A 25,325-nucleotide genomic window follows, 5' to 3' on the forward strand; every position below is an offset into this window, starting at 1 on the left:
CGTGCTTGGATGGCGCCCCAAGACCAACCCCATGAAAACTTTGTCTTCCCAGAAGAGGTACTCCCCCGTGGTAACGCGCTGTAGGGCGTAATCGTATCCTCATCTGAGTGTCCCTCTCCACGTGGGGAGGGATTTTTATCTCAAGCAAATAGGGGAAGTTCGTTGAAAGACTTGCCCTGCTGATCCTTGGCAGAAAGGCGGGGTTCGCTATCAATCGGCCATTGAATGCCGATGGTTGGATCATTCCACAGCAATGTGTATTCATCCCTTGGATTGTAGTAGTCCGTTGTTTTATAAAGTACCTGAGCAGTGGCTGATTGCACCCAGAAGCCGTGGGCAAAGCCGGGGGGAATCCACAGTTGCTGGAACGTGTCTGCACTGAGCCAGACCCCTACCCATTGGCCACAGGTGGGTGAGGAACGCCGCAAATCAACTGCGACATCAAAAATTTTTCCCTCGATGACGCGAATGAGTTTGCCTTGGGGCTGCTGGTGCTGGTAGTGTAATCCCCGTAGCACACCTTGTTGGGAGGCAGAGTGATTGTCTTGGACAAAGGTCACGTCTAAGCCTGTAGCGGCCATAAAAGCCCGTTGATTAAAGCTTTCTAGGAAAAAGCCCCGCTGATCGCGAAAGACACGGGGTTCTAAGAGGAGAATATCAGGAATCGCCAGCGGTTGTACCTTGAGCATGCATACCTCCTGTGGCTTCTGCCCACACCTGCAAGAGATATTGGCCGTAGCTACTTTTGCGCAGGGGTTGGGCGAGTTCATACAGTTGCTCTGGGGTAATGTAGCCCTGCTGCAGAGCAATTTCCTCTAGACAGGCAATTTTTACCCCCTGCCGTTCCTCGAGGGTGCGAATGAAGCTACTGGCCTGTTGCAGCAGCTCGTGGGTACCGGTATCCAGCCATGCATAGCCGCGCCCGAGTAATTCCACCCGTAGTTGCCCCTTGTCGAGGTAAAGGCGGTTGAGATCAGTGATTTCCAGTTCTCCCCGCGCTGACGGTCGCAGTTGGGCTGCTAGGTCACACACTTGATGGTCATAGAAATAAATACCCGGCACGGCATAGTGGGACTTGGGGACTGCTGGCTTTTCCTCAATATCAAGAACGCGACCGTTGGCATCAAATTCAATTACGCCGTACTGCTGCGGATTGGCCACCCGATAGCCAAAGATCAACGCTCCTTCTGTGAGTTGCGCTGCCCGTTGCAATTTTTTTGACAAATCATGGCCGTAGAGGAGATTATCGCCAAGGGTGAGGCAGACGGGTTCTTCCTGCAAAAATTCCCGCCCTAAGATAAAGGCTTCCGCTAGGCCATTGGGCTGGGGTTGCACACAGTAGCTCAGGGATAAGCCCCACTGATGACCATCCCCCAAGAGCTTTTCAAAGAGATAGAGGTGCTCTGGGGTAGAAATAATGAGAATTTCCCGAATCCCCGCCAACATCAAAATTGAGAGGGGATAGTAAATCATTGGCTTGTCGTAGATGGGCATCAGTTGTTTACTGACCACCCGTGTCAGGGGATAGAGGCGGGTTCCAGAGCCACCCGCCAAGATAATTCCTTTCATGGGCAAGGGGTTAAGAGACCGCCATAGTTGGTTGCTAGCCAAGCGCTATAGTCGGTGGTGCGCGCTGCTTCTACCCAATCTTGATGGGCAAGATACCACTGCACCGTTTTTTCGAGGCCAGTGCTAAAGGTTTCTTGGGGCTGCCACCCCAGTTCTCGCTGGATTTTACCAGCATCAATGGCGTAGCGGCGATCGTGACCGGGGCGATCGCTCACGAAGGTGATCAAATCGCGGTAATTCACATCAGAGCGAGGCACAAGGATTTGCAGCAGATCACAAAGAGTTTGCACCACCTCAAGGTTAGGCTTTTCGCAGTTGCCGCCAATGTTGTAGGTTTCGCCCACCTGTCCCTTTTGCCAGACGGTATAGACCGCGCGGCAGTGATCCTCAACATAGAGCCAATCCCGCACATTTTGACCATCGCCATAAATGGGTAGCGGTTGCCCCGCCAAGGCTTGGCAGATCATCAGGGGAATCAGTTTTTCGGGGAACTGGTAGGGGCCGTAGTTGTTGGAGCAATTGGTTGTCAGGGTGGGCAGGCCGTAGGTGTGGTGGTAGGCGCGCACAAGGTGATCTGAGGCGGCCTTTGAGGCGGCATAGGGACTGTTGGGGGCATAAGGGGTGTCTTCCCGAAAGGGCGGATCCTCAGGACCAAGACTGCCATAGACTTCGTCGGTGGAAATGTGAATAAAGCGGAACTGCGCCTGTGCGCCAGTGGGTAACTGTTGCCAGTAGGTTTTGACCTCCTCTAGGAGATTGGCTGTACCGACAACATTGGTTTGGATAAAGTCTTGGGGACTATTGATGGAGCGATCCACATGGCTTTCGGCAGCAAAGTGAATCACAGCATCGGGCTGAAAGGTTTGCAATAGCTCTTGAACAAGGGGGCGATCGCCCACATCCCCCTGCACAAATTGATAATTAGGCAATTGCTCGAGCATGGCCAAAGTGCCGGGATGACAGGCATAGGTCACTCTATCTAGGTTGAGTACCGCTCCCCAGCCTTCCGTCAGGGCTAAGCGCACAAAGTTGGCGCCAATAAAACCACCCCCACCCGTTACCAAAAACTTGGTCATGGACACTAAGACCACCAGACTTTGGCTTGATCATATCAAGACTAGACGCCGATTCAAAAAAAGATGTTTACTGGGAATGAACATTTGCTCAGGCGGACAACCATGGATGAATTTATGGCGGCAGCGATCGCCGAAGCAGAGCAAGGACTCAAAGAAGGCGGCATTCCCATTGGCTCCGTTTTAGTGCGCAATGGCCAAATCATTGGTCGCGGTCACAACCAACGGGTACAGCGGGGCAGTCCGATTCTGCATGCGGAGATTGACTGTTTAGCCAATGCCGGTCGCATCGGTCGCTATGATGATACGGTGCTGTACTCAACCCTGATGCCCTGCTATCTCTGTGCGGGTGCTGTGGTGCAGTTTGGCATCAAGAAAGTCATTGCGGGTGAATCCCAAACCTTTGCGGGGGCACGGGAGTTTATGGAAGCCCACGGCGTTGAGGTGATTGATTTGAACTTGGAACGATGCCAACAGTTAATGCGGGACTTTATTACGCAGTATCCCCACCTCTGGTTTGAGGACATTGGTAAACTCACCCCTGAAAGAGAGTAGCAAAATTTAAGACACGGGAATGCGCGGCAAGCGGTTCTTAAAGCCACAGAGAATTTCCCAAGTAATCGTGCCTAGGGTATTTGCCCAAGTCTCCACAGTTAGGCAGTCCTCGCCATCTTCACCCAAGAGCGTGACGACATCCCCCTCCTGCAAGCCGTCAATGTCACTGACATCAATCATCAGTTGATCCATCGTAATTGCTCCCACTTGGCGCACCCGTTTTCCCTGTACCAGAACTTCGAGCTTGTTGGAAAGAAGCCGCGGCACGCCATCAGCGTAGCCAATGCCAACAACCGCAATTTTCATCGGCTTGGGAGCAATGAATTGGTGACCATAGCTAATGCCCGTATGGGCAGGAATATCCTTCAACAGCGTAATGCGCGATCGCACCTGCATCACCGGTTGCAGCGGCACCACATCCCGTAAGTGGGGGGCAGGATACACACCGTAGAGACTCAAACCAATGCGCACCATGTCATAGTGGCTACTGCGATTGGCCAAGGTGGCTGCTGAATTGGCCATGTGACGCCGCACTGACCCCAACCCAAGGGAGGCGAGTTCTTGGCACACCTGCTCAAAATAGGCCTGTTGCTGCCACATCAAACTGGGGTCAGGATCATCAGCACTGGCAAAGTGGGAGTAAATGCCTTGGATGCGCAGGTGGGGTAACCGCTGCACAAACTGCACAAAACCGACTGCATCCTGCCACGGGCAGCCCAAGCGCGACATGCCCGTATCAATCATCAAATGGACATCAAGGGGTTCCCGGAGATGATCGGCGTAGTCGGAGAAAATCAAGGCTTGCTTGGGGGTAGAGAGGGTAGGCTGAAGCTGCCACTCAGCCATCATCTGTACCTGCACCGGCAAATTGACGGATCCCAAGACCAAAATTGGCGCTGTAATCCCTGCCTGCCGTAGAGCAATCCCTTCGGGAATCGTTGCCACCCCTAGCCAAGTGGCGCCGTGGGCCAAAACCGTCTGTGCCACCGTGACCGCGCCATGACCATAGGCATCTGCTTTCACCACGGCTAAAAGTTCTGTTGTGGGTGCCAGCCATTGGCGAAGATGTTGGGTATTGGCTGCCAAGGCGCCTAAATCAATTTCAATCCACGCGCGCTCACACTCATGGGAACTGGTGAGCTGTTCCTGACTGAGCATTGTTTTCCGATCCTCACACCATAATTCCCCAGTAGGGGGTGACGAAACTTACACGGGTGCTCTGTGATTCAATGTATAGCACTCTATGTTCAGTCTTAGCGTCAACCATTCGGTTCTTAGCAAAACCTGCTAGAGTGACACTACAGCCCTTTTCTAAGACCTAGAGCCTATCAAGGGAATGCCTTGTGGCTCTCACGGTTTTGAGCGTGTTCCATCTCCGTAAAAAGGGCGGTAGATTGGCTGTGGTTGCCCTCTGTCTGAACGGGGGAATGTCATCTTTGTCGGTGTGAGGTCGAGTTCGAGTGAACAATTGGCACAAGACATCCCTAGGACTCAATCCGCTGGGAGCCATTGGCGTGTTTGACAGTGGGGTGGGGGGCTTAACGGTTTTAAAGGCACTCCAAAGCCTTTTACCCCAAGAAACATTTCTCTACTTTGGTGATACGGCACGGCTGCCCTACGGAACTCGCCGCCGCAGTGAAATTCTTCAATATGTGCGGGAGATTCTAATGTGGATGCATTCCCAAGGCATCAAGATGGCGGTGATGGCCTGCAACACCAGTTCGGCCCTTGCCTTGGCACAGGTTCGCAATGAGTTTCCCTTTCCGATCCTTGGTTTGATTGTCCCTGCTGCCAAGATGGCGGTCACGTTGGGAAAGCGCATTGCTGTCATTGCTACCCCCGCAACGGTTAAAAGCGGTGCCTATGCACGGGCACTTCAAGAACTTTCCCCCACGGTGGCGATCGCCCAAGTGGCTTGCCCTGAGTTTGTCCCCCTTGTGGAGAGTAATTGCCTAGAGGGCGATCGCGTCCATCGCATTGTGCGTCGCACCCTAACTCCCTTAGTTGAATTTGAACCTGAGGTTCTTATCTACGGCTGCACCCACTACCCCCACCTGCGCCATGTGATTGAGCAGTATTTGCCCGCAACCGTTCATCACCTTGATCCGGCTCACGCCGTTGCCCGTGCCGCCGTGCGGAAATTAGAGGCCATGAATTTAGTGACTCCCTGCCCCCAAGGACAAGTGCAATTTTATGTCAGTGGGATACCCGAACAATTTGCCCAATTAGCCAGCCAATGGCTGGGATACTACCCAACGGTGGAGCATCTGTCCTTGAGTGTCTTGGCCCAATTCTATCCGCCATTAGAGATAACCGCCCCGCCACTAGAGGTCTCCGTGGTTGCGGCGAGTTAGGCACCCTAGGGAATTTTGGCACAATAGAACTATGCCATCTGGCTTTGTTCTCTATTCACCACCCTTGGAGGATTCCCGTGAGTAGTACCAGTAACTTTCAAGAGGCGATTCGCGAGGCGCGCAGTAGCGCGATCGTCGGTCCCAATGTCATTCGCAATGCCCTGCCCTTTGTGGGGGGTGGCCTCCTCCTAACGGCTGTGGGTAGCTGGGGTGGTCTGGGTGTGATTGCTGCTGCTCCCCAACTCTTCATGCCCACGTTGATTGTGGCCATTATTGCTGAACTGGTGCTCTTTTTTGTGGCGCAGGGAGCCGCTCGCAAAGGAAATAATGGGTTGGCGCTGCCGCTGTTGGCCACCTATAGCTTGCTGTCGGGCTATACCCTTGCTGGTTTGATTGCGGTTGCCCTCAGTACTGTGGGCATCATGGGCATTATCCTTGCTGCGGGGGGCTGTGGGATCACGTTTATGGCCGCAAGTCCCATTGGTTCTAATCTGTCGGAACGCGATGGCTTTGCCCTTGCCAAAACCGTGCAACTGGGCATTATTGCCCTGCTGGTGGTACTGGTTTTGCAATTGCTCTTTGGCTTCTTTGGTGTCTTTACGCCCACGTTTCTGGAAATCGCGATTTCTGGCATCGGCGTGGTGCTCTTTGTCGGGGCGGCGGTGGTGGACTTCTTTGTGCTACCCCGTACCTACCGCGATGATCAGTATCTCTCTGCTGCCCTTTCGATGTACCTGACCTACATCAACCTGTTTATCTTTATCCTGCGGTTACTGATTGCCCTCAATCGCGAACGTTAGACCAACAGATGACATTGGGCATGATCTCGTAGCAAATGGTCACAGAGCACCAAAGCTACCATGGCTTCGACCATGGGCACTGCTCGGGGCAGTACACAGGGATCATGCCGCCCTCTAGCCGCCAGAATAGTTTCCTCTCCCGCTTGGGTCACGGTTTTCTGGGCTTGGCCGATGGTGGCCGTGGGCTTAAAGGCAACCCGTAGGATAATGTTTTCGCCATTGGAGATGCCCCCCTGAACCCCCCCAGAGCGATTGGTGCGGGTACGAATTCGCCCCTGTTCATCGGTGTAAAACTCGTCATTGTGCTCTTGACCTGTGAGCAGGGTACCAGCAAAGCCAGAGCCAATTTCAAAGCCTTTACTAGCGGGCAACGACATCACCCCCTTGGCCAGATCCGCTTCCAGTTTGTCAAATACAGGGGAGCCTAGACCGACAGGGACATTGCGAACCACGCACTCAATGACGCCACCAATGGAGTTGGCCTGCCGCCGCACTTCATCCACAAGGGCAATCATCTTTTCTGCGGTGCTGGCATCGGGACAGCGCATGATATTGGCTTCAACGGCGGCAGCTTCTACCGTATCAGGATCAACCACGGCTTCAATGTCCTTGACCCGCTTGACGTAGGCAATAATTTCGGTACCCGCGACTTGAGCTAGAATTTTGCGGGCGATCGCCCCCGCGGCAACCCGCCCAATGGTTTCCCGCGCCGAGGCACGCCCACCCCCTTGCCAGTTGCGAATTCCATATTTGCCGTCATAGGTGGCATCCGCATGGGAGGGACGATAGACCTGCGCCATTTCGGCATAATCTTCGGGGCGAGTGTCCTTGTTGCGCACCAGAATGGCAATGGGTGTACCAAGGGTTTTGCCCTCAAAGACCCCAGAGAGAATTTCACAGCGATCGCTCTCTTGGCGAGGCGTGGTGAGACGACTTTGGCCGGGGCGGCGGCGATCCAGTTCCTTTTGAATGTCCGCTTCCGATAGTTCCAAGCGGGGAGGACAGCCATCCACCACGACCCCCACACCGCCCCCGTGGGATTCGCCAAACGTGGTGACGCGAAACAGATGTCCAAAGGTATTGCCCATAGCGATTCCTGAACCCTACGATCTGCTCACCCGAAAGGCCATGCCACAGCCACAGGTTTGACTGGCATTGGGATTATGGAAGCGAAACGCACCCCCCATTAGGTCTTCGATGTAATCCACCCGTAAACCGCGCAACAACTCAGCCGCGTCAGCCGCGATCGCGATCGTCCAACCTTGGGACTGAGTGAGCACATCCGTTGGTTCAGGTTCAGCCACAAGGGCAAGATCATAGCGCCAGTCACTGCACTCACTGGGTTGCACCTGAATTCGCAAAATTGCTGCCCGGCCTCGACTCACACCGTGGGCTTGGAGACGTTCCAACTCTTGAATGGCTGCGGGCGTTAATTCCACCATCTTGCACAAAACTAGCGGGAACCATCAGTATATCGTGGTTTGAGGAGGTTGGTGAGTGCTGCTTTGGCGTTGGGGTAGTCAAATTGAAAACCCGTCGCCAGTGTCCGCTCCGGTAAGACCCGCTGCCCCTTGAGCACCACATCGGCGCCTTCCCCCAGCAGGAGTTGCAGGACGGGAGCAGGTACCGGCAACCATGAGGGACGTTGCATCACCTCTCCTAAGACGCGGCAAAAGTCGGCCATCGTCAGTGGCTCCGGGGCGGTGGCGTTATAAACCCCCTGCATTGCCGCTTGATCCACTGCCGCCAGAATCAGACGCACCAAATCCTGCTGATGGATCCACGAAAACCACTGCTGACCGGAGCCAAGGGGACCCCCTAGATACAACTGAAAGGGCAACAGAAGCTTGGCCAGTGCCCCCTGCTCGCCGAGGACAATACCAAAACGGAGAATCACAAGGCGTACCCCTAAATCCGTCACCTCTTGGGCAGCCGCTTCCCAGTCGGTGCAGACCTTAGCGAGAAAATCTGTCCCCGCGGCGTGGGTTTCCACAAAGGTTTCTGTCTCGCTGGTGCCGTAGTAGCCAATGGCCGAGGTGGAAACCATCACTTGAGGCCGCTGTTGGCACTGGGCGATCGCCTGTACCAGTTGGCGCGTTCCCACCACGCGACTCTCGTAAATCTCTTGCTTGCGCTGAGCCGTCCAACGGCCATTGGCTAGGGGTTCACCCGCCAAGTTAATTACCGCATCTGCCCCCTCAAGGGCAGCAAACCAATCCCCAGGGGCTTTGGGGGTGTAGCCCACTGCTTCAACATGGGCAAGGCCAGCGAATTGTTTGGTAGCTTTTGCCGGCGAGCGTACCAAGGCAACCACCTGATCACCGCGATCGCTCAAAGCTTTGACGACCTGTTGCCCCACAAATCCAGTAGCACCAGTAACAACGACTCTCATAAATGCCTATCCATGGGTTGCGCTGGACGTTTTCGCCTCAAGAGCTGCTACCACGGGTTGCCACTCTGTGCCGTAGCGCTGCCGCAGGGCGTACCAAGCTGCCACTTGACCTTCGGCGTATTCACCGGGTTTGCCCCATTGCAAAAAGGCACTGAGGACAGATTTCTCATTGGCATCGAGAAAGCGAATGGCGTAGGTGGGAAAGTTGCCCCGCTTGGCTTGTCCCTCTTCAAAGCGGATTTTAGCCACCTGATCCATATTCAGGTGAAACTCAAAGTCCTCCGTGTGCATATTGGCATAGCGCCCTTTGGGCAGTTCGGCATAGAAGACCTTGGTGAGGGGCGATCGCACCTCCAAAACCGCAACATCGTTGGTGACGACAAGGCGCAGTAGCCCCAGTTGCTCACAGTCACTGAGGAATTGCTGAAGGGAGGCAGAGGTATCGGACATCGTTGGTGCATCAGTTATGAAGGCTTCTTCCACTGTGACGCACAGGGGATGCCGATGCAAGCCTGCCGATTTAACTCTTTATTTTGCCTTAGCCAAATGCAGCACCACTCCCAGACCTGCCCCCATATCCTCTGGCGTGACCTTACCATCGTGATTGGCATCGAGGGCATCAAACACGGCATCGGTTCCTAGCCACTCTTCGCGGGTAATAATGCCATCGCCATCGAGGTCATAGACATGGAAGAGTTCTTCTGCTGCGTGGGTGAGGGTTTCAGCCCCTTCTAGGCGTGCCAGTCGCCGTGCCAACAAGTCTTCAAGGGTCTCCAGCGCCTTGGTGAAGCCCTTAATGCCCTCATCGAGTTTTTCACTGGCCATCTCATCAGCCGCGTGCATCCTGCGGAAGGTGGCTTCATCCATGGCGACTTTTTCAATGTCAAGGGTGGCGGCGATCGCCGGATCCAACTTGCGCTGAAGTTCCCCCGCGGTGTTTTGTAGCTCTTGTAGGAGCGCTGGTGAAATCGTCAGCAGATCACAGCCCGCCAGTTCAATAATTTCGCCAATGTTGCGGAAGCTGGCGCCCATCACTTCGGTGGGATAGCCAAATTTCTTGTAGTAGTTGTAGATTTTGGTAACGGAAATCACTCCTGGATCCTCAGGCCCCGGATACTCCGCACGGCCGGTTTTTTTCTTGTACCAGTCAAGAATGCGACCAACAAAGGGGGAAATCAGTGTCACACCCGCCTCAGCGCAGGCGATCGCCTGGTGAAAGCCAAACAGCAGCGTTAAATTGCAGTGAATGCCCTCTTTTTCGAGAATTTCGGCAGCGCGGATGCCTTCCCACGTCGAGGCAATTTTAATCAGCACGCGATCGCGCCCCACACCGCCAGCTTCGTACTGGGCAATCAAGTCCCGCGCCTTTTCCACCGTGCCCGCCGTATCGTAGGAGAGGCGCGCATCCACTTCCGTTGAGACCCGACCGGGGATAATCTGCAAAATTTTCAAGCCAAAGGCCACGGCCAAGCGATCCACAGCAAGGGAGACAATCTCACGGGAAGTAGCACCAGACCCCAAATCCGCTTTGACTTTGCGCAGGGTTTCATCCACAATCGGCTGATACTCCTTCATTTGAGCCGCAGCCGTAATCAACGAGGGATTCGTGGTGGCATCGCGGGGGGTGAATTTTTCGATGGCGAGGATGTCTCCCGTATCGGCGACCACGACTGTCATTTGTCGCAACTGTTCCAGCAAGTTCATCAGACAGATCTCCCAAACGTGTCCCTTTCATTATCGTTCGCCAGCCCAAGGGTCGGGGAAAGCACCGTAACAAAGCGCAATATGTCATCTCTGGACTCTCTAGGTGCGATCAATCAGCAACCAACCTTGCGCCTCGACCCGCGATCGCCAATGCTGCCAGTGCTGCTGAAGTTCTTGACCCGTTTGTGGCGTATTGAGGTGATTGCGCCAAAAAATCAGGGCATCCTCTTCGGGGTTCTCGTAGTAGTGGGGACGGCGTCCCACCAGTTCAAAGCCAAACCGTTGATAGAGCTGTTGGGCGGCTTCATTACTAGCCCGCACTTCGAGGGTTGCCCACTGGCGATCGCCCCGCTGATGGGCTAGTTGCAACAACCGACACAGAAGCAATCCTGCCAACCCCTGCCGGCGGTACTGCGGGTGCACCATCAACAGCACCAAGTGCAATTCCTCGGCAATCCCCCAGCTCACACCGCAGCCGCATATCCCCCCAAGGGTGGCCACCACCAGCAGCGTATGTTGCGAATTCTCCAGCTCACGGGCATAGCTTTGGTGCGACCAAAAGCCCCCTAGACACACCTGATCCAGTTGAACGATGTTATCTAAATCCTTAATCGTTGGCCGTCGTAATTCTAATTGCGCCATGGCCGTTGCCTGTAAGGGAGAGTGCTATCATGCAGAGGAAATGGTACCGTTTAGCAGCGCTATGGCAGAAGAGACGCCCACCAAGCCCGCCAAAAAAGAAAAGCCCGCCGCCATTGAAGATAAACCGTTTGCAGAATTCATTCAGGAGGCTTTTTTACCTGCTCTTGAGAAAGCCCTCAGCGCTAAAGTGGGGGATGTGACCCTACGCCTCGAAGGCAATACCGTGATCGGTGAGTGGGGCAAGGGGATGTATCAGTTTCGCCTCTACTTCCTAGAGGGGGATATCCAGGGGCCAAAGGCCTTTGTCTGTAGTAGCGGCGGTATTGCCCCCAGCACCATTGAGCCATTTTTGGGGGATGAGCGCAAAGTGACGCTTGATCTACTGGTCTTTGGGCTGATGCAGCGCTTGAATGGTCAAAAGTGGTTGGGAGGCAATTAGGGCAAGATGGGCACAGCAATTCAAGTGGGCGATCGCGCCCCTGACTTTGAACTTACGGCTGCCGATGGCCGCAAGGTAAAGCTCTCCGATTTTCGTGGTCAAAAGAATGTCGTCCTCTACTTTTACCCCGCTTCAGAAACCCCCGGCTGCACAATGCAGGCCTGTGCCTTTCGCGATGCCTACAGTGTTTTTCAAGAACTGGGTGCCGAAGTGATTGGCATCAGTGGCGATCCTGTGAGCCGTCAGCAGGGCTTTCAAAAAAATCACCAATTGCCCTTTCTCATCCTCAGTGATCCCGGCAACAAGGTTCGCCAGCAGTATGGCGCCTCCGCCCTCTTTGGTCTCCTTCCCGCACGGGTCACCTATGTGATTGATAAAGAAGGGGTGGTGCGCTATGTCTTTGACAACATGCTGAATTTCAAAGCCCACGTGGACGAGGCACTCAAGATTCTACGCCAGTTGACCAGTACCACAGATTAAAACCAGTCTCCCTAGTACAATAAAAATGAATGAGTTAGCGCGGTGGTTGCGGGAGTCTCCCACTCCTGAGGAAAGTCCGGGCTTCCGAAAGACCAAGCTTGCTGGGTAACGCCCAGTGCGGGTGACCGCGAGGAAAGTGCCACAGAAATATACCGCCGATGGAGGGAAACCTCACAGGCAAGGGTGCAACGGTGCGGTAAGAGCGCACCAGCAACACCGTGAGGTGTTGGCTCGGTAAACCCCGGCTGGAAGCAAGGCGTGCTAGCGCTAAGGAACCAGGGTTGGTCTTTTCCCCAGTTCTTTGCTAGCCAGAGCCGCTAGAGGCGCTTGGTAACAAGTGTCCCAGATAGATAACCACCCTTTGAACAGAACCCGGCTTATGTCTAACTCATTCATCTCTCAAATCCCTTGGTGAGGATGTGTCCTTGAGTCTTCGCTTCCCCTATCTGGATCGTCTATGGTGAAGCTGGGTTATCTTGGCCCAGTGGGCACCTACAGTGAAGAAGCTGCTCAAAGCTATGCCCAATGGCAACAGGGCGAACCCCTAACATTAATTCCCCTGACGACGATCGCTGGCTGTTTGGAGGCATTGGCTGCTGGCGACTTGGATTTGGCACTCGTGCCCAGTGAAAACTCCGTTGAGGGCAGTGTCAACATTACCCTTGATTCGCTGTGGCGACTGGATACCCTCCATATTCAGCACGCCTTTATCCGCCCGATTGTCCATGCCTTCATTGCCCAGACCGCAGATCTAGCCCAGATTGAAGTAGTCTATTCCCATCCCCAAGCCCTTGGCCAGTGCCAGCGCTGGTTACAGGTCCATCTTCCCCATGCGCGCCAGTGTGCGGTGACCTCTACCGCCGAAGGCCTACACTACGTGGCTCAATCCAATCGGGTAGGGGCGATCGCCTCCGTGCGGGCAGCGCAACTGCATCAACTGCCCATTGTGGCCACAGAGATTCAGGACATCCCCGACAACTGTACCCGATTTTGGGTGGTAAGTCGCCAACAGGGAGCAGGCTGGCCGCAGGCGGGGGATACCCACACCTCCATTGCCTTTAGCCTCAAGGCCAATGCGCCCGGTGCGCTGCTCAAGGTGCTGCAACTGTTTAGCGATCGCCAGATTAACCTCAGCCGCATTGAATCGCGCCCCAGCAAACGTGCCTTGGGGGATTATCTGTTTTTTGTTGACCTCGAGGTGAATGGTCGCCCTGAGGTAGTGGCTGATTGCCTTTTGGCTCTCAAGGAAGCCACGGATGTGTTGAAAGTCTTTGGGAGTTATCAATTTCTAGACCTAGGAGAATAGCTTAACCATGCGTATCGGTGTCCCCAAGGAAATCAAAGATCAGGAATTGCGGGTAGGCTTGACCCCCGATGCAGTGCACAGGTTACGAGAGCGCGGCCATGAAATTTTAATTCAGGCGGGAGCTGGGGAAGGTGCCGGTTTTAAGGATCTAGACTACAAAGCGGCGGGAGCGAAAGTGGTGGTAACGCCGGAAGCTGCATGGGATGCTGATTTGGTCATCAAGGTCAAGGAACCCCTGCCCACTGAATATGGCTATCTGCGCCCCGGTCAACTGTTGTTTACCTACCTCCACCTTGCCGCCAATCGCGAGTTGACGGTGACCCTCATGCAGTCGGGCGTGACTGCCATTGCCTACGAAGCCGTAGAGGAAACCCAAAACGGCCAACGCCATTTTCCCCTGTTGACGCCAATGAGCAAAATTGCTGGACGTCTGGCAGTACAGTTTGGCGCTCGCTTTCTGGAGAGTCCCCAGGGCGGTCGGGGTGTGCTGTTGGCAGGAATTCCGGGCGTGGCACCAGGGCGAGTTTTGGTGTTAGGGGCAGGGGTAGTGGGTACTGAAGCGGTGCGCATGGCAGTGGGACTGGGTGCCCGTGTCACTGTCGTGGATATCAATGTGGAGCGGCTTTACTATTTGGAAACCCTCTTTGGTGACCGCGTCGAGTACCTGTATAGCACGCCGGAACTCATTGCTTATTTAGTGCCCCTCAGCGATCTGGTGATCGGCGCTGTCTTGGTGCCGGGGCAGCGCCCCCCCTGCTTAGTTCCAGAGTCGGCAGTATCAGACATGCCCCTAGGGTCAGTGATTGTGGATGTCACTGTGGATCAGGGGGGCTGTGTAGAGACGATCCGCCCCACCACCCACTCACGACCGGTTTACAGCGCTTGTGGGGTGCTTCACTGCGGTGTACCCAATCTGCCAGCAGCGGTGCCGCGCACAGCCACCCAAGCCCTCACAAATAGCACTTGGCCCTATATTCTTTGCCTCGCTGACCATGGCGATCGCGCCTTTGAACTCTCCCCTGCCCTTGCCAAGGGACTGGTGGTTAAAGACCATCGTTTAGTGCATCCGGATGTGCGGGTTGTCTTTCCCGATCTTTAGGCGAACAATCAAGCACCTCTGGACAAAAATATTCTCCCATCTCAGCAATTTTGCCAAAGCCAGATGCAGTGCTGATTTGAGAAATTTCTAACAGATTTAGAGGTGCTTGAATTTTCCTGAAAGTGGCCTGTAGAGAGGATTTGACACCTCTGATGATCGGAAATCTAAAAATTTTACCAAAACAAATAAAATAAAGTCGGTAGGTGCTTGAAAATGACCTGTGCTATAGTAGTCGCAGAGCACTTTCTAGGGGTGCACAGTGCTGGGGCTTGTCCCCAGCCGATTAAATGGAAACAGGCAAACTACACGCCAGTCATAATTAAATTCTGGATACGTGCTGGGGCTTGTCCCCAGCCGATTAAATGGAAACTACTCCAGGGATACGATACGGATTGGCTTCCCTAGTGTGCTGGGGCTTGTCCCCAGCCGATTAAATGGAAACTGATTCGTACATGGAGGATTGGCTTGGTCTTTAACGTGCTGGGGCTTGTCCCCAGCCGATTAAATGGAAACTCCACGACCGCAATAGGCTTCCCTGTAAGCTGGTTGTGCTGGGGCTTGTCCCCAGCCGATTAAATGGAAACTATGGGCATTGCTAAATCCTCTCTGATCTTTTCCACGTGCTGGGGCTTGTCCCCAGCCGATTAAATGGAAACTACTCTTCTTCCTCGTAGTCTTCATCGGCATTGTTAGTGCTGGGGCTTGTCCCCAGCCGATTAAATGGAAACTAGGCTTCTAATGCAACCGCATCCCGGGCGACCGGGTGCTGGGGCTTGTCCCCAGCCGATTAAATGGAAATTCTTTTCATTCACAAAGAGGCAATAACAAAGTGATGAAGTAAAACACAAGCGGCGCTGTAAAAACATAGCTATCGGCGCGATCCAAAATACCTCCATGCCCCGGAATCAACTGTCCGGAATCTTTGACCCCGGCATCGCGCTTCATCATTGACTCTGTTAAATCGCCCAATAGGCTGGCAATACCGATCATCAGCCCAAACATTGCGCCCAAAAGCCAAGGTAGTGGCCAGCCGAGGGAATGTGCTCCCCAAAGGGCAACGCCCAAACTCCCTAAAACGCCAAACACTGCCCCTTCCACCGTTTTCTTGGGACTGATGTGGGAAAGTCGTGTTCGACCAAAGAGCTTGCCAACCGCGTAGGCACCAATGTCCGCTGCCCAAATACAAACAAAAGCCAAGAGCGTCGCCTTTAATCCCAAGGGCAAGGCTGTCAATTGAAACTGCCCTGGCCAAAATCCCCCCAAAGGTAAGGTCGCCTGTTGCTCTAGCCCCCGCAGTCGCACCCAATAGCTTGGCAAATAGCCGCCATAAAACAGCCCCATGATTGAAGTGGAAATATCGGCGATCGAAGCCAGCTTAGGCTGAAACAGTAAGTAGAAGCAAATAAAAGTACCCGCGACGGGAAACACGGCATCGGCAAGGTCTGGACGCAGCAGAGAAGTGATAAGGAGCACTTGACTAACCACAAGGGTCGTTTTGGCTGCCGGCGCACTCCCTTTGGCACGAGCCAGTTCAAAGTATTCCAGTTGACCCAGATAAATTAGCGCCCCAATCCCTAAGCAAAAATACCAACCACCTAGCACGGTCATCAGTAGCGCGAGGGCGATCGCGACAAGTCCACTGGCAATGCGGATCCAGAGCATAATGGTGAGGGGCGGTGGCAGGAAAAAGGGTTACATTAAACCGTGTGTTTAGCGTTCGCGTAGCACGCTGAAGTCAATCGCGTTGTGCAGAACGATCGCCGCTACAATGAAAAGTTTAATCTAAATTCAGCAATGTTAAGGGAACATTAACAGACTCACAGCCAAAATAGAATGTATGGTTACGTCCTTGGCAAGCTATAACGGATCAGGGAACATCATGGGAGCAAGGGCGTCATGAAAGGCGATTGGTCTGAGGTCGATCGTATCCATGACATCCAGTCTTCCCCTTGCTTGGACACGTGTTGAGGAGACCAGTGCTCGGGTGACACTGCCGCTGACAAAACTTACACCCCAAGAGTTGGTTGTCCGCTGTCAAGCCGGCAGAACCCCAGATCGCGCTGCCTTTACGGAACTGCTGCGGCGATACCAATCCCATGTGGAGCGAATTATTTATCACCTCGCACCCGACTGGGACGATCGCGCCGACCTTGTGCAAGAAGTCTGGATTCGGGTCTATCGGAACATTCACAAACTGCAAGATGCCAGCAAGTTTCAAGGGTGGCTCAGCCGCATTGCCACCAATCTGTTTTACGATGAATTGCGCAAACGCAAACGCCATCAACCGCCCCTCTCGCTGGATGCCCCCCTGAAAACCCAAAAGGGTGAAATGAATTGGGAACTTGCCGCCAGTGATGCCAGTCCCGATGACCGATTGCATACGGATGAATTCTATGATCAATTACGGCGGGCGATCGCCAACTTGCCAGAAACCTTTCGGACAACGATTGTCCTGCGGGAAATTGAAGGCCTCTCCTACGAAGAAATTGCCCAAATCACTGGCGTTTCCCTCGGAACCGTGAAATCGCGAATTGCCCGTGCCCGCCAGCGACTGCAAGTCGAACTCCAACCCCACCTCGATCTCCCTTCGACCTAATGCGAATCACCCCTACCCTTTTTCTGCAAGGACAGACCCCTACCTATGATGGACGAACTGGATCACTGCAAACGCGATACCTTTGAACTCCTGAGCGCCTACCTCGATGGTGAAGTGACGGCGGCAGAACGGCAACAGGTGGAAGCATGGCTTGCCACCGACCCCGAAGGCCAACGCCTCTACCAGCGACTCCTAACCCTTAAGCAGCACATGCAAGCCCTGCCCGTACCCCTGACCCCCTGTCCGGCGGATCATTTAGCCGCTCAAGTGATTGCCAAGGCCAATCGCCCCCGTCGTATTTGGATCTGGGGGAGCGCGGGGGCAACACTGGCAGCCTCCCTTGTGGCTCTACTGACAGGTCTAATTCCCAATAATCCCCTGCCCAATCTCCAACTGGCTGTGACTAGCCCAGCGCGCCTTGAGGGGGAACCCTCTCCCTTGCCAATTGAGCCTGCGGCAGCCGGTTTGATGCTCAGTCTCGATCGCCCCCCTGTTGCTATTCCTGTGAGTGAAACAGCTCCTGCAGCCCTAGGGGAACCTCCTGCAGAATCAACGCCTAAAACAACTAAAACCCCTGCCCAGGAATAATCTCTGGCTTGAAGGGGCGCTCCAAAAGACACTTGAGGGCAGCGTGGGGAGTGAGGTTGCCGCCAAGAACGGCATTCACCATTGCAGTAATCGGCAGGTCTAACTGATGCTGCTGGGCATAGGTGTACAGAACACGGGCGGTATTCACCCCTTCGGCAGTCCCTTTGGTCAAGGCTAGAGCTTCGGCGAGGGATTTGCCGTGGGCAAGATGCCACCCCACTTGATAGTTGCGACTGAGGGCACTGGTACAGGTGGCAAGGAGATCCCCTAGCCCGGAAAGACCGTAGAAAGTTTCCACTTGGCCGCCCCAGTGGGTACCCACCCGCACCATTTCCACCAACCCGCGGGTAATTAGGGCAGAGCGGGCATTGACGCCTAGACCCAGACCATCGTTGACGCCACAGGCGATCGCAATCACATTTTTGAAGATGCCCCCCATTTCGACGCCCCGCCGATCCGCATTGCTATAGAGGCGAAACGTGGTACTGCCTAAACAGTCCTGCACTTGTTTGGTTGCGCTTAGATTCCCCCCCACCACTGCCGCTGCCGGTAGTCCCTGCTGAATTTCACTGGCTAAATTGGGACCTGAAAGCACAACAAGATTGTGGTGGGGGCAGTAAGTTTGCCAAATATCCGCCGCTGTGGCAAAGGTTTCCGATTCTAAGCCTTTTGTGGCACTGACAAGGATGATGCCTAAGGGCGGTTGAAGGACAGCGACTTGAGCCGCCACTTCCCGTACCGCTTTGATGGGGAGCGCCGAAACCAGTAACTGAATGTCTTGGAAAAGATCAGCCGAGAGGGTCCCCTGCGATCGCCCCCAGCAGGAGACCGTACAGCCCTGTTGCTTAAATAGATATGCCAGTGTCTGTCCCCAATGACCTAAGCCTAAAATCAATACCCTTGGGGACATGCTATCCCCGTCCTAGGGCGTAACCGTTAAATTTTGGAATTGTTGCTGCTGCCGCTGCCGAAAGGCTTCTGCTTGGGCACTGAGATTTTCCATCTGATCGGCGATGACTTCATTGGGATCGCGGCCATCCATCAACCGCAGCCGATTCATTAATCCCGGCAAAGACAAGTTGCCATTCTGCGGACTAAGAATGGCGCCCAAATCACTGGCAGTACCGCTTTGCTGCCAGCCCTCCATCGGGTTATTCGTGTTTACACTCTGGGCAAGGGCAAGACTTCCCAGGTTGAGACTCAGGGCGGCTAGGGCAAGACTGGTTAGGTAGCGAGGTGTCATAAATCACTCCTCAAAGTTGCTCTAGGGAGGCAGACGGCAAATTTGCTTGGTAGGTGCCAGAATGAATTACTTTTTAGTTAACGATGTGGGGTTGAATGCAAAGATTATACCAAGCCTTTGCCTAGGGGTTACAGAAGAAACATTGACTGGCAGCGGCCACGGTTTCAGAAACAGCTACGGTTTGTTCATAGAGACAGCGTTGACAGCGGTAGCGATTGGCTTTAGTGGCAGCAGTGGGTGCACCACACAGTTCGCAGGGTAATCCGGGCACGCTCTCGCACGCCACAAACCCCGGCCAACCACACTGCGGACAGCCCTGAGCCATTGCTTCAGCTAAGTGAGCAGCCGCTTGAGCAATCACCCGCATGCGCGTTGGGTTCATATGGGCACGCATATCGGTTTCAAGGTGAATGGTGGGGCTATTGGTTTGCAGGGTGGCGATCGCCCGTTGCAACGCTTCCTCGCTTTGAATTCCTTTGAAAATTGGCGTATTGGGCAGAGGATCAGCCTGGGCCATGGCAATCAAACCGTGCTCTGGAAAGCCCACCCGTGCGGCAAAGGCCAAGGCCTCTTCAAGATTGCTCACGGTGGCATGATTAAAGTTTGTTTCAAGGGAGAGCACCTCCCCCCGCAGGACAAGATCATGGCGGCGATCCACCAGCAGGACAAGTTCGCGATCGCTCGGCAGCAGTGGAAATTGCGGATGGTGGCCAAAGCTGCCCTCACTGGCAAGGACTAAGTCTGCCCCCGTTTGCGCCAGCACCGCTTTTGCCTTGGCAAGGGCCGCCTCCTCTTGGGTACCACAGCGGGGAATTTCACGGCTAAACGTGCCAAAGCGATCGCTATCAAACTCTAAGGCCACCACTACCTTTACCCCTAGAGGAGCCAGAGCCGGGGCGATCGCCTGTTCTTTGCCATGCTTGGTGGCAAGCATCGCCGTGCGTCCTTGGAAGTAGTGATCTGTGGGTCTAAACATCACCGCCAAGATAGGCCTCAATCACCTTGGGATCATTTTTAACGGTCAGAGGGTCGCCAAGGGCAATAAGCTGACCAAAGTCCAGAACGGCAAGGCGATCGCACAAGCGCATCACCAAGGGCACATGGTGCTCAATCAGAATCACCGTCAGTTCAAAGGTTTCCTTAAGGCGGCGAATTAACTCACAAAGGTCTTGCTTTTCCTTGGGATTCATGCCCGCCGCTGGTTCATCCAACAAGAGCAGTCGGGGTTGCAGTGCCAAGGCACGCGCCAGTTCAAGGCGGCGCTGTTCACCATAGGGTAAGTTGCCTGCCCGCTCGTGGCGCCGCTCGTAGAGGTTCACCCAGTAGAGGAGTTCCTTGGCGCGGTTCTCCAAGCACTCCTGCGCATAACGTACAGGGGGTGCTCCCCAGAGGTTTGCCCAGAAACTAGCAGGGGCATGGAGATGTTGCCCCATGCGCACATTCTCCCAAACCGTCATTTCTGGAAAGAGGCGAATATTTTGAAATGTGCGGGCAATGCCCAAGGCCGCAATCTGGTGGGGCTTGAGTTGGTGCAGGGGCTGCTGCTGAAACTGAATCTGCCCTGAAGTGAGGGGAATTAACCCCGTCAGCAGGTTAAAAAGGGTCGTTTTACCGGCACCATTGGGGCCAATAATGCCAAAAATTTCCCCAGTATCAACGCTAAAGGACACCCGATCAACGGCCTTGAGACCGCCAAAATAGCGGCACACATTCTCTAACTTCAGGAGTGGCTGTGACATCTAGGGCTGCGTGGGCATCATTTTCTCAAAGGCTTGGTAGGTCATGCGCGAAACTTGGCGAATGAGTTCACTGCCGCGGGGATCGTTGTAGGGGCGCTTCACCATCATTGCTGCCACATAGCGTTGGCCATTGGGCATATCCACCATGCCTGCATCCCCCACCACAATCCCAATATCCCCGGTTTTGTGGGCAATCGTGGCTCCTTTGCCCAGACCAGCGGGCAAGAGCGTATTGGTGACCGTGCGCCGCATCATGTCCAGCAGGCGATCGCGACTACGGGGCGAAACAATTTCTCCCTGACCAATTTTCAGCATCAGGGTGGCCAAATCGCGGGGGCTAGTGGTGTTGGTTCCCTTCATATCCGGTAGCAGATTGTTGATCACCGTGTGTTCTAACCCCCATTCCTGAAACTGTTGGTTCAGCACGGCGGCGCCCCCAAGGCGATCAATGATCATATTCGTTGCTGTGTTATCACTAATCGTAATCATTAAATCGGCCACCTCAAGGGCGGGATACTGGGAGTTGGGCTTTTGGTATTGCAATGTACCGGCCTCAGAGGCAATGAGATCGGGTCGCATCGTCAGGCGTTCCTGGAGCGTGACTCGTCCCTCATCCACCGCCTTGAAAAAGGCAACAAGAATGGGAAATTTAATCGTAGAGGCGGCGGGAAAAACCTCATCCCCCCTCACATTGAGGGAGGCCCCAGAGTCCAAGTTAAAAAAGTACAGCCCCGCCGTTAGATTGGGTTGACGGGCAATCAATTGCTGAATTTGCTGTTGCAGAGTTGGGAGGGGACGTTCTGGGGGCAAGTTGGGGGTTGGTGTTTCAGGAGCGATCGCCTGACTGGCAGTGATCTCTAGGGACAGTTCTTCAGGCTGCAACACCGACAGCAGCGTTCCCACCATTGTGGCAAGCGCCACCACACTCACCCCAAAGCGAAAAGTTATTAAGAACAAATTGGGACGAGTAGGCGTCGGGGGTGTCGCTGGACGAGGCAGTGAGGAAAGACCAGAGGACTGAACCATTGAACGAGACTGAGCAACCATGCCATTTACTGTGGAGGGAAGGTGCCGGAAGAAATCGTGGCTGCGTGCTGAATCGCCCACTCCACCTGACGCACCATGCCCCGCAACAGCGCCACTTCAGCATCCGTGGGGTAGGCGCGCCCGAGGAGCGATCGCACCTTGGCCATACGACTAGCAGCGGTATGGGGATACAAAAAACCAATCTGGAGCAGCACTCGCTCTAAATGGTCATAAAACCCCTGCAACCGCTCAAAGGAAACAGCAGCCCCTTGGGGAAAAGTTCCCCCGCTGTCGCAGGCCGTCAACCACAACTCATAGCAGCATACGGCAACAGCTTGCGCCAGATTCAAAGATGGATAGGCATTGGCCGTAGGAATCTGCACCAAACCATGGGCACAGTCCAATTCCGCATTTGTGAGTCCCCGATCCTCGCGACCAAAGACCAGTGCCGACTGCGGGACAGCCAACAGTTGCGGTGCTGCCTGACGCGGTGTCCACAGGGGCAAGACTAAGTCTGCCACCTCTCGCCCCACTGTGGCAAAGACCCGCTGACAATCTGCCAGCGCCGTTGCAAGGGAGTCTATGATTCTTGCTTGCTGGAGCACATCCTCTGCATGAACCGCCCAGCGACGGGCTAGCTCTCCCTTGGGATCACAGCGGGGACTGACAATCCACAACTGCTGTAACCCCATATTTTTCATCACACGGGCAATGCTGCCGACATTGATCTCCCCTTGGGGTTCGACGAGGACAATGCGCACCAAAGGTAGGGTATCCACGCTTGCTAGGTGAGCCAAAATAAAAAATAATTAACATTTTCTAGATGATTTTAGAAGACTTTTTTGGTCTTTCTCAAGTTCTTACAAATTCAGGACTTTGCCGCATATTTCATAAACTTGATAACTGTAACACTCTGAATACGTTTCTTAGCTCAATCAGTAAAATTGGAAATAATTTTTGAGGTGTGACCCCTACTCGCAAACCACTTTCCCTCCTTTAGGAAGTTCTCCAGAGATTTCCTAGGTACAGTCCTGTTCTAAAACATGGGGTACACAAAAGGGGATGCTTCTCTTCTATAGAGCCTATAGAGACTTTGACTGTTTTGAATGTGTTCCATCCCTGTGAAGTGGGCTGTGGTTTTGGTGCAGCAGCAGGGGTCTTGATTGAGTGGTGTGGTTCTGTCAACGAGGAGTCAACTCATGTGGTGTTTTATGAGCTTGCATTGGCCAAAACTCAGTGTTGTTGGCATCCTGTACTGTGGTCTAGCCGCGGGTCTAGGTTATCCTACGAACCTACAACTGGACGCCATGCACAATCAAGCAAAAAATCAGGCAATCAGCGTGCAGTTGTCCCATAGCTTGAACGACATCAATCCCTGAGTCAGGAGGCTTTGGCTTCGAGGGGGAGATCCTCAGTCAGGCCAATTTCCCGTTTCAGCAGTTCAACTGAGCGCGGATCAATGTAGCTTTCGCAGCAAATGAGACGAGGGATGCGAATCAATTCATGGCGAGCCGCCGCAATAGCCGCCTTGACCCGTTCACCACTGGCCCGATCGCAAATGATCGTGTGGGCACGGTGAACCAAGGCATTGAGCTTATAGCTATCGTTGGCTTGAGCGGTGACCAAAAGTAGCTCATCCCCCCGCAAACTGTGGATCATCACCTCTGCCACACCGAGGGTACCGGAACTGAGGCTAACTAGCCCCAAGCAGGAGCCTTTGGGCAATTGGCGTACTACTTCCAGTTCCCGCTGGTAGTTGTAGATGTCGATGAAAAATACTCGCACGTCCTTATCACGGGTGATTGCTTCCGTCATGCTGGCAAAATAGCGCACCGTTACCACGGTTGCAGAGGTATCCCCATCGAGAACGGTTTCCAAATCTTCAAGAAAAATCAGTTCTACGGGAATGGGCAGCAGTTGTTGCAGTTCCTGAACAATGAGTTCGCCAGCCCCTTGATCGTGGCGGGGCACGGTTACCAAAACCCTCACCCCCGCTTTTTGGCGGGCATCAATCTCCGCAAGGAACAACTCGCGAATTTGATTGAGGGAGTAGCCCATTTCGAGGAGGGTGTCCACACTTTCTTGGACAATGCGGTGGACAGGTACAACGGCAGGTCGGCGTTGACGAGGACGGGTTTCTTTTTGGCCGAGGGCGCGCACATAGATGCCTGACCCCACTTGCGGCACGACTAAACCAGCGGCTTCAAGGCGTTCATAAACTTTGCTGATCGTGTTGCGGTGCAATCCGGTTTGCATAGCAAGCTGCCGCGTACTGGGCAAGCGATAGCCCGGTGGAAATTGCCGTGCAGCGATCGCAAAACTAATTTGATTAAAGAGCTGTGTTGAAGCAGGAATTTCGCTATCGGGTTGGATGTGAAATTGCACCATACTTTTTCCACCAATCAGGTACTGTCCTTATTTGGCCTAATACGCCTTCCTTAGTGTGGCTATGCCAGATGCAAAACCGACCCCTAGCTCCTGCATAAACTGTCGCAGTTAATGTGTAATTTTACCGCACTCGCTCCCTGCCGTCCCTCATTTACGGCGAGAGAACACTTTCAGAGATCAGTACCAAGTTATCGCGGTGGACAATGGTATCAGCACCGGCATAGCCGAGGATGTTGGCTAATTCCGTAGATTGTTGCCCCTGCACGCGGCGGATTTCTTCACTGTTGTAGTTGACAAGGCCACGGGCAATTTCAGTGCCTGTGGGGTCACAAAGCTTGACGGCATCTTGGGCTTGAAACTCTCCTGCAACACGGGTGATGCCTGCTGCTAAGAGGGACTTGCCCCCCACAGTAATAGCCTTAACGGCCCCCTCATCCAGCCACAACTCGCCTTTGGGGATCAGGGCACGGGCAATCCAGCGTTTGCGGGCATTGAGGGTTTTAGGACGAGGTTCAAAGTGGGTGCCGATGGGTTCCCCGGCGAGAATTTTCAGGAGGTTGGTGGGCGATCGCCCATCGGTAATCACCGTGCGCACTCCAGCTTCGGTGGCAATCTCGGCAGCTCGAATTTTGGTGGTCATGCCCCCGGTGCCCCAAGGGGAGCCAGCAGCCCCAATTTGAATGGTTTGGGTTAACTCGGCTAAGGAGACCACCCGCTCAATGGGAACGGCTGTTTTATCAATGCGCGGATCCGCTGAGTAGAGGCGATCGACATCCGTGAGCAAAAACAACCAATCGGCCTCCACAAGGCTCGCCACAAGGGCTGAGAGGGTATCATTATCGCCAAACTTAAGCTCATCCACCGCCACTGTATCGTTTTCATTGACAATGGGGATGACACCCAGTTCAAACAGCGCTTGGAACGTGTTGTAGATATTCAAGTAACTTTGGCGATCCACAAAGTTTTGCCGCGTCAGTAGGATTTGGGCAATGGGCTGGCGCAGGACAGAAAAGAGATCATCGTACATGCGCATTAAGTGTCCTTGTCCTACCGCCGCTACGGCCTGCTTTTGGGCTAATTGTTGGGGACGCTCGCTCAAGCCCAAGCGCACAGCCCCCACACCCACCGCCCCGGAGGAGACGAGTACCACGCGATCGCCCCGCTGCCGACAGTGACACAGAACCTCCACCAATTGGGCAATGGTGGCCAAGGCCAAATTCCCTTCTTTGCCCCCTGTTAAGCTTGATGTGCCAATTTTGACGACCAGTGTTTGTACCATGGGGAGTCAAGACGAAGATCAACCAGTGGGTATAGGATCAGGGGCGACGTGCC

Annotated in this window: 29 protein-coding genes, 1 other RNA gene, 1 pseudogene and 1 CRISPR repeat array; of the genes and pseudogenes, 12 read left to right on the top strand and 19 right to left on the bottom strand. The window is 54.1% G+C overall.

All coding sequences use genetic code 11. The features are described from left to right. Positions 1-84, top strand: a pseudogene (locus ACK4HN_RS04635) (photosystem II protein D2); the annotation flags it as partial. Positions 85-140: 56 nt separating this feature from the next. On the opposite strand, the gene rfbC reads toward ACK4HN_RS04635, so the two are convergent. The 3 genes from rfbC to rfbB are packed head-to-tail and all read right to left on the bottom strand — an operon-like array spanning position 141 to position 2,645. Continuing rightward, positions 141-689, bottom strand: coding sequence for a dTDP-4-dehydrorhamnose 3,5-epimerase (gene rfbC / locus ACK4HN_RS04640; RefSeq protein WP_409877286.1), 549 nt, complete (start codon positions 687-689; stop codon positions 141-143). Next, positions 658-1,569, bottom strand: coding sequence for a glucose-1-phosphate thymidylyltransferase RfbA (rfbA, locus tag ACK4HN_RS04645; RefSeq protein WP_409870044.1), 912 nt, complete (start codon positions 1,567-1,569; stop codon positions 658-660). The genes rfbC and rfbA overlap by 32 nt, the downstream gene beginning before the upstream one ends. After that, positions 1,566-2,645, bottom strand: a complete 1,080-nt coding sequence (gene rfbB / locus ACK4HN_RS04650; RefSeq protein ID WP_409870046.1) for a dTDP-glucose 4,6-dehydratase — start codon at positions 2,643-2,645, stop codon at positions 1,566-1,568. Before rfbB ends, rfbA begins: the two co-directional genes overlap by 4 nt. 102 nt (positions 2,646-2,747) lie before the next feature. Here rfbB and ACK4HN_RS04655 point away from each other — a divergent pair, with 102 nt between their 5' ends. Next, entirely contained in the window at positions 2,748-3,197 is a 450-nt protein-coding gene (locus ACK4HN_RS04655) for a nucleoside deaminase (protein ID WP_409870048.1), read from the top strand. 6 nt (positions 3,198-3,203) lie between these two features. On the opposite strand, the gene alr is transcribed toward ACK4HN_RS04655, so the two are convergent. Next, positions 3,204-4,355: an alanine racemase gene (gene alr / locus ACK4HN_RS04660; protein ID WP_409849849.1), complete on the bottom strand. Its 1,152-nt coding sequence runs from the start codon at positions 4,353-4,355 to the stop codon at positions 3,204-3,206. Between the two features lie 302 nt (positions 4,356-4,657). Here alr and murI point away from each other — a divergent pair, with 302 nt between their 5' ends. Next, complete coding sequence (gene murI / locus ACK4HN_RS04665; RefSeq protein ID WP_409877287.1) at positions 4,658-5,551, top strand: glutamate racemase; 894 nt, start codon at positions 4,658-4,660, stop codon at positions 5,549-5,551. A 77-nt stretch (positions 5,552-5,628) separates the two neighbouring features. After that, positions 5,629-6,351, top strand: a complete 723-nt coding sequence (locus ACK4HN_RS04670) for a Bax inhibitor-1 family protein (protein WP_409877288.1) — start codon at positions 5,629-5,631, stop codon at positions 6,349-6,351. Here ACK4HN_RS04670 and aroC read toward each other — a convergent pair. The 6 genes from aroC to rimI all read right to left on the bottom strand — a co-directional run bounded on the left by aroC (position 6,348) and on the right by rimI (position 11,089). After that, positions 6,348-7,439: a chorismate synthase gene (gene aroC / locus ACK4HN_RS04675; protein ID WP_409870054.1), complete on the bottom strand. Its 1,092-nt coding sequence runs from the start codon at positions 7,437-7,439 to the stop codon at positions 6,348-6,350. The genes ACK4HN_RS04670 and aroC overlap by 4 nt on opposite strands. A 15-nt stretch (positions 7,440-7,454) precedes the next feature. Then, a complete protein-coding gene (locus ACK4HN_RS04680; protein ID WP_409849857.1) occupies positions 7,455-7,793 on the bottom strand; it encodes a HesB/IscA family protein in 339 nt (112 codons plus the stop codon). Positions 7,794-7,804: 11 nt separating this feature from the next. Then, positions 7,805-8,743, bottom strand: coding sequence for a TIGR01777 family oxidoreductase (locus ACK4HN_RS04685; RefSeq protein WP_409870055.1), 939 nt, complete (start codon positions 8,741-8,743; stop codon positions 7,805-7,807). A gap of 6 nt (positions 8,744-8,749) precedes the next feature. After that, a complete protein-coding gene (locus ACK4HN_RS04690) occupies positions 8,750-9,193 on the bottom strand; it encodes a ChuX/HutX family heme-like substrate-binding protein (RefSeq protein ID WP_409849861.1) in 444 nt (147 codons plus the stop codon). A gap of 78 nt (positions 9,194-9,271) precedes the next feature. Further along, positions 9,272-10,447: a transaldolase gene (locus tag ACK4HN_RS04695; protein WP_409870057.1), complete on the bottom strand. Its 1,176-nt coding sequence runs from the start codon at positions 10,445-10,447 to the stop codon at positions 9,272-9,274. A 99-nt stretch (positions 10,448-10,546) separates the two neighbouring features. Then, positions 10,547-11,089 carry a ribosomal protein S18-alanine N-acetyltransferase gene (gene rimI, locus ACK4HN_RS04700; RefSeq protein WP_409870059.1) on the bottom strand — a complete coding sequence of 181 codons (543 nt, stop codon included), beginning with the start codon at positions 11,087-11,089 and terminating at the stop codon, positions 10,547-10,549. 61 nt (positions 11,090-11,150) lie between these two features. Here rimI and ACK4HN_RS04705 point away from each other — a divergent pair, with 61 nt between their 5' ends. The 5 genes from ACK4HN_RS04705 (at position 11,151) to ald (ending at position 14,413) form a co-directional block, all read left to right on the top strand. Next, positions 11,151-11,528 carry a DUF2996 domain-containing protein gene (locus ACK4HN_RS04705; RefSeq protein ID WP_409870060.1) on the top strand — a complete coding sequence of 126 codons (378 nt, stop codon included), beginning with the start codon at positions 11,151-11,153 and terminating at the stop codon, positions 11,526-11,528. Between the two features lie 6 nt (positions 11,529-11,534). Beyond that, positions 11,535-12,008: a peroxiredoxin gene (locus ACK4HN_RS04710; protein ID WP_409870062.1), complete on the top strand. Its 474-nt coding sequence runs from the start codon at positions 11,535-11,537 to the stop codon at positions 12,006-12,008. A 30-nt stretch (positions 12,009-12,038) separates the two neighbouring features. Continuing rightward, positions 12,039-12,403, top strand: an RNA gene (gene rnpB / locus ACK4HN_RS04715) — RNase P RNA component class A. A gap of 62 nt (positions 12,404-12,465) precedes the next feature. Continuing rightward, on the top strand, positions 12,466-13,314 hold the full coding sequence (pheA, locus tag ACK4HN_RS04720; protein WP_409870064.1) for a prephenate dehydratase: 849 nt from the start codon (positions 12,466-12,468) through the stop codon (positions 13,312-13,314). A gap of 7 nt (positions 13,315-13,321) precedes the next feature. Continuing rightward, positions 13,322-14,413 carry an alanine dehydrogenase gene (gene ald / locus ACK4HN_RS04725; protein WP_409877289.1) on the top strand — a complete coding sequence of 364 codons (1,092 nt, stop codon included), beginning with the start codon at positions 13,322-13,324 and terminating at the stop codon, positions 14,411-14,413. 259 nt (positions 14,414-14,672) lie between these two features. Next, positions 14,673-15,213: direct repeats of the CRISPR family, unit length 37 nt; unit sequence GTGCTGGGGCTTGTCCCCAGCCGATTAAATGGAAACT. Between the two features lie 4 nt (positions 15,214-15,217). On the opposite strand, the gene ACK4HN_RS04730 is transcribed toward ald, so the two are convergent. Continuing rightward, the gene (locus ACK4HN_RS04730) at positions 15,218-16,075 is read right to left on the bottom strand and encodes a phosphatidate cytidylyltransferase (protein WP_409877291.1); all 858 of its coding nucleotides are present in this window, start codon (positions 16,073-16,075) and stop codon (positions 15,218-15,220) included. A gap of 268 nt (positions 16,076-16,343) precedes the next feature. Here ACK4HN_RS04730 and ACK4HN_RS04735 point away from each other — a divergent pair, with 268 nt between their 5' ends. Then, positions 16,344-17,009 (top strand): sigma-70 family RNA polymerase sigma factor, encoded by a 666-nt coding sequence (locus ACK4HN_RS04735; RefSeq protein ID WP_409877292.1) that lies wholly within the window; start codon positions 16,344-16,346, stop codon positions 17,007-17,009. A 45-nt stretch (positions 17,010-17,054) separates the two neighbouring features. After that, positions 17,055-17,597, top strand: a complete 543-nt coding sequence (locus ACK4HN_RS04740) for an anti-sigma factor family protein (protein ID WP_409870379.1) — start codon at positions 17,055-17,057, stop codon at positions 17,595-17,597. Here ACK4HN_RS04740 and ACK4HN_RS04745 read toward each other — a convergent pair. From ACK4HN_RS04745 to ACK4HN_RS04770, 6 genes are all read right to left on the bottom strand, one after another. Then, entirely contained in the window at positions 17,575-18,507 is a 933-nt protein-coding gene (locus ACK4HN_RS04745; RefSeq protein WP_409870377.1) for an NAD(P)H-dependent glycerol-3-phosphate dehydrogenase, read from the bottom strand. The genes ACK4HN_RS04740 and ACK4HN_RS04745 overlap by 23 nt on opposite strands. A 12-nt stretch (positions 18,508-18,519) precedes the next feature. Beyond that, the gene (locus tag ACK4HN_RS04750; RefSeq protein ID WP_409853640.1) at positions 18,520-18,840 is read right to left on the bottom strand and encodes a hypothetical protein; all 321 of its coding nucleotides are present in this window, start codon (positions 18,838-18,840) and stop codon (positions 18,520-18,522) included. Positions 18,841-18,961: 121 nt separating this feature from the next. Continuing rightward, the gene (locus ACK4HN_RS04755; RefSeq protein WP_409877293.1) at positions 18,962-19,816 is read right to left on the bottom strand and encodes a DUF6671 family protein; all 855 of its coding nucleotides are present in this window, start codon (positions 19,814-19,816) and stop codon (positions 18,962-18,964) included. Next, positions 19,809-20,579, bottom strand: coding sequence for an ABC transporter ATP-binding protein (locus ACK4HN_RS04760; protein ID WP_409877294.1), 771 nt, complete (start codon positions 20,577-20,579; stop codon positions 19,809-19,811). The genes ACK4HN_RS04755 and ACK4HN_RS04760 overlap by 8 nt, the downstream gene beginning before the upstream one ends. Then, positions 20,580-21,626 (bottom strand): serine hydrolase, encoded by a 1,047-nt coding sequence (locus ACK4HN_RS04765; RefSeq protein ID WP_409877295.1) that lies wholly within the window; start codon positions 21,624-21,626, stop codon positions 20,580-20,582. It abuts the gene before it with no gap. Positions 21,627-21,631: 5 nt separating this feature from the next. Continuing rightward, positions 21,632-22,384: an RNA methyltransferase gene (locus tag ACK4HN_RS04770; protein ID WP_409868870.1), complete on the bottom strand. Its 753-nt coding sequence runs from the start codon at positions 22,382-22,384 to the stop codon at positions 21,632-21,634. 432 nt (positions 22,385-22,816) lie between these two features. On the opposite strand from ACK4HN_RS04770, the gene ACK4HN_RS04775 reads away from it, so the two are divergent. Next, complete coding sequence (locus ACK4HN_RS04775; RefSeq protein ID WP_409877296.1) at positions 22,817-22,984, top strand: hypothetical protein; 168 nt, start codon at positions 22,817-22,819, stop codon at positions 22,982-22,984. Between the two features lies 1 nt (position 22,985). Here ACK4HN_RS04775 and ACK4HN_RS04780 read toward each other — a convergent pair whose 3' ends face one another. Both ACK4HN_RS04780 and proB read right to left on the bottom strand, forming a co-directional pair. After that, a complete protein-coding gene (locus ACK4HN_RS04780) occupies positions 22,986-23,993 on the bottom strand; it encodes a GntR family transcriptional regulator (protein WP_409868871.1) in 1,008 nt (335 codons plus the stop codon). Between the two features lie 151 nt (positions 23,994-24,144). Next, entirely contained in the window at positions 24,145-25,272 is a 1,128-nt protein-coding gene (gene proB, locus ACK4HN_RS04785; protein ID WP_409868872.1) for a glutamate 5-kinase, read from the bottom strand. Between the last annotated feature and the right edge of the window lie 53 nt (positions 25,273-25,325).

The organism is Thermosynechococcus sp., assembly GCF_046299655.1.
Lineage (GTDB): Bacteria > Cyanobacteriota > Cyanobacteriia > Thermosynechococcales > Thermosynechococcaceae > Thermosynechococcus.

Excerpts from the sequence above, each read along its gene's own strand:
- rfbC (WP_409877286.1), bottom strand. The coding sequence starts at position 689 with ATGCTCAAGGTACAACCGCTGGCGATTCCTGATATTCTCCTCTTAGAA.
- rfbA (WP_409870044.1), bottom strand. The coding sequence starts at position 1,569 with ATGAAAGGAATTATCTTGGCGGGTGGCTCTGGAACCCGCCTCTATCCC.
- rfbB (WP_409870046.1), bottom strand. The coding sequence starts at position 2,645 with ATGACCAAGTTTTTGGTAACGGGTGGGGGTGGTTTTATTGGCGCCAAC.
- ACK4HN_RS04655 (WP_409870048.1), top strand. The coding sequence starts at position 2,748 with ATGGATGAATTTATGGCGGCAGCGATCGCCGAAGCAGAGCAAGGACTC.
- alr (WP_409849849.1), bottom strand. The coding sequence starts at position 4,355 with ATGCTCAGTCAGGAACAGCTCACCAGTTCCCATGAGTGTGAGCGCGCG.
- aroC (WP_409870054.1), bottom strand. The coding sequence starts at position 7,439 with ATGGGCAATACCTTTGGACATCTGTTTCGCGTCACCACGTTTGGCGAA.
- ACK4HN_RS04680 (WP_409849857.1), bottom strand. The coding sequence starts at position 7,793 with ATGGTGGAATTAACGCCCGCAGCCATTCAAGAGTTGGAACGTCTCCAA.
- ACK4HN_RS04685 (WP_409870055.1), bottom strand. The coding sequence starts at position 8,743 with ATGAGAGTCGTTGTTACTGGTGCTACTGGATTTGTGGGGCAACAGGTC.
- ACK4HN_RS04690 (WP_409849861.1), bottom strand. The coding sequence starts at position 9,193 with ATGTCCGATACCTCTGCCTCCCTTCAGCAATTCCTCAGTGACTGTGAG.
- ACK4HN_RS04695 (WP_409870057.1), bottom strand. The coding sequence starts at position 10,447 with ATGAACTTGCTGGAACAGTTGCGACAAATGACAGTCGTGGTCGCCGAT.
- rimI (WP_409870059.1), bottom strand. The coding sequence starts at position 11,089 with ATGGCGCAATTAGAATTACGACGGCCAACGATTAAGGATTTAGATAAC.
- ACK4HN_RS04705 (WP_409870060.1), top strand. The coding sequence starts at position 11,151 with ATGGCAGAAGAGACGCCCACCAAGCCCGCCAAAAAAGAAAAGCCCGCC.
- ACK4HN_RS04710 (WP_409870062.1), top strand. The coding sequence starts at position 11,535 with ATGGGCACAGCAATTCAAGTGGGCGATCGCGCCCCTGACTTTGAACTT.
- pheA (WP_409870064.1), top strand. The coding sequence starts at position 12,466 with ATGGTGAAGCTGGGTTATCTTGGCCCAGTGGGCACCTACAGTGAAGAA.
- ald (WP_409877289.1), top strand. The coding sequence starts at position 13,322 with ATGCGTATCGGTGTCCCCAAGGAAATCAAAGATCAGGAATTGCGGGTA.
- ACK4HN_RS04730 (WP_409877291.1), bottom strand. The coding sequence starts at position 16,075 with ATGCTCTGGATCCGCATTGCCAGTGGACTTGTCGCGATCGCCCTCGCG.
- ACK4HN_RS04735 (WP_409877292.1), top strand. The coding sequence starts at position 16,344 with ATGACATCCAGTCTTCCCCTTGCTTGGACACGTGTTGAGGAGACCAGT.
- ACK4HN_RS04740 (WP_409870379.1), top strand. The coding sequence starts at position 17,055 with ATGATGGACGAACTGGATCACTGCAAACGCGATACCTTTGAACTCCTG.
- ACK4HN_RS04745 (WP_409870377.1), bottom strand. The coding sequence starts at position 18,507 with ATGTCCCCAAGGGTATTGATTTTAGGCTTAGGTCATTGGGGACAGACA.
- ACK4HN_RS04750 (WP_409853640.1), bottom strand. The coding sequence starts at position 18,840 with ATGACACCTCGCTACCTAACCAGTCTTGCCCTAGCCGCCCTGAGTCTC.
- ACK4HN_RS04755 (WP_409877293.1), bottom strand. The coding sequence starts at position 19,816 with ATGTTTAGACCCACAGATCACTACTTCCAAGGACGCACGGCGATGCTT.
- ACK4HN_RS04760 (WP_409877294.1), bottom strand. The coding sequence starts at position 20,579 with ATGTCACAGCCACTCCTGAAGTTAGAGAATGTGTGCCGCTATTTTGGC.
- ACK4HN_RS04765 (WP_409877295.1), bottom strand. The coding sequence starts at position 21,626 with ATGGTTGCTCAGTCTCGTTCAATGGTTCAGTCCTCTGGTCTTTCCTCA.
- ACK4HN_RS04775 (WP_409877296.1), top strand. The coding sequence starts at position 22,817 with ATGAGCTTGCATTGGCCAAAACTCAGTGTTGTTGGCATCCTGTACTGT.
- ACK4HN_RS04780 (WP_409868871.1), bottom strand. The coding sequence starts at position 23,993 with ATGGTGCAATTTCACATCCAACCCGATAGCGAAATTCCTGCTTCAACA.
- proB (WP_409868872.1), bottom strand. The coding sequence starts at position 25,272 with ATGGTACAAACACTGGTCGTCAAAATTGGCACATCAAGCTTAACAGGG.